Origin of the sequence: Rhodococcus sp. EPR-157, assembly GCF_001647195.1 — a bacterium.
Lineage (GTDB): Bacteria > Actinomycetota > Actinomycetes > Mycobacteriales > Mycobacteriaceae > Rhodococcoides.
Genome location: NZ_LVCV01000148.1, coordinates 1 through 1,805, shown reverse-complemented (window position 1 = coordinate 1,805; position 1,805 = coordinate 1). Strand labels below are relative to the sequence as shown.

At 64.5% G+C, this 1,805-nt stretch carries 1 protein-coding gene and 1 pseudogene; one reads left to right on the top strand and one right to left on the bottom strand.

Annotated elements, in window-relative coordinates:
- Window positions 1-512: pseudogene (locus A2J03_RS05955) on the top strand (hypothetical protein); the annotation flags it as partial.
- Between the two features lie 7 nt (window positions 513-519).
- Here the strand turns inward: A2J03_RS05955 and A2J03_RS05950 are convergent.
- Window positions 520-1,692, bottom strand: a complete 1,173-nt coding sequence (locus tag A2J03_RS05950; protein WP_068370745.1) for a GGDEF domain-containing protein — start codon at window positions 1,690-1,692, stop codon at window positions 520-522.
- Window positions 1,693-1,805: the final 113 nt, after the last annotated feature.

Genomic DNA, 1,805 nt, shown 5'->3' with positions numbered 1-1,805 from the left:
CGACCACCACCCTGTTCTACGTGGTCCTCGACCGCGCCGGTGAGATGCTCGGCGGGGTCCGTGCCCAGGGGCCGTATACCTTGATCGAGCAGTCCCACGTGCTGACGGAATGGGAGCACTCGCCCGGTCTCGACGTGGTTGCCGGGCAACTTCGGTCGAGGCTGCCGCACGGAATCGTCGAGATGAAGAGTGCATGGGTCGGCAAGGGAAGCCCAGGGAGGGAGGTCTCGGCGATGCTCGCCAGGACTGCGCTGCCGACCATCGAGCTGACCGGTAGCCGGTACCTGTTCGCCAGTGCCGCCGACCACGTACTTCGGCAGTGGGAGTCGTCCGGCGGACGCATCGACGTGAACGTTCCCGCAGCTGCATATCCCAGTGATCAGTACCGCACGCGACTGATGTGGTGGGATCGTGAGACGTTCGCCCGGGAAGCGCAAGCTGCGGTCTGGGCGGCGATGGTGGTCGACGCACAGGCTCTGTGCGGACGTGCGGTGTCCTCGGCGGTCGCGTGACGCCCGATCACGGCATTGCGCGACGTACGACCTCCGCGGCCAACTCGCCGCGTTCTTCGGGGGTGTGCGCCTCCCAGGTCACCAGGACGGCACCGGCGTGGGACGCCCGGTCTCGCCCGCTTGTCTTCGCGTCGTAGAGCGCGTTGTCGGCAGCGTGCATGATCGTGTCGATGACGTGCTCTACGTGTGGACTCTCACCCGCTACGCCGAAGCTCAGTCGTGGGTCCAACGATGCACGGACGTCGACGGTCACCGAACCGACACTGACCGTGACATCACATTCCGATCTGACGCGCTCGAGAATGGCAGTTTCCAGTGGGGTCCTCGGTTGCAGCTCGGTCAGGACGAGAAACTCCTCACCGCCGATCCTGGACACGATGGCCTCCTGCGAACCCGTCCGGTCGGTAGCGTGCCTGAGTGCATCGGCGATGGTCACCAGAACTCGATCACCCGCGGCGTGACCGAGGCTGTCGTTGACCGCCTTGAAATGGTCGATGTCGACAACATAGGCCCATAGTTGGCCCCGGCTGTTGCATGCCTTGTCCAGGAGTGCTTCGACCTGGGACAGCATTCCGCGACGGTTCAGCAACCGGGTCAGCGGATCTGTGTTGGCAAGCACGCTGAGGCGTCCGTTGACCGCGAGCAGTGATCGTCGCAAGGCCGCGATCAAGATGACCGGGACGAGAACTGCAGTCACTGCTGCGCCGACGGCGACGAACGTCACCGCAAGACCGGAATCGGACAGAGTGAGCACCGATAGCCAGGTGGCGAGCAGCACCGACGCCGTGGTGAGCCCTGCGGTCACCCGTGGCGGTGACCCGGAGGCCGCAATTGCAGGCACCACCGCGAGCATCGACGTGACCGCTCGGGTCCCGGACGGATCCGCGATCAAATAGGCGGAGACCGCGACGCCGACCATGCCACCGGATCCGAGAATGGCGAACTGCGTATCGGTCAGGCGGCCGATCTTGATTGCGGACAAGACGGTGACTGCCGTGAACGCGACGATCGCGGACAACAGCGGGAAAGCGCCAGGTTTGAGGAATGTGGGGGACATCAACGCAATCGCTAGCAGCGGGAGCGCGCCCGACGCGCTCACGATCACCATCGCGGTACGCGTGTCGAACCGAGACACGAAGCGATGTGGTTCTGCACTCGTGCGGCGCAGTATCACGCTCATATGTCGATTGCCTCGGGTCTCAGCGGATGGGACTGAAGCCAGCATAGCCCCGACATCCTGCGAATCGAATGTGCAGACTCGCGCCGGGCGAACCGACCTACCGGTCTGATCGA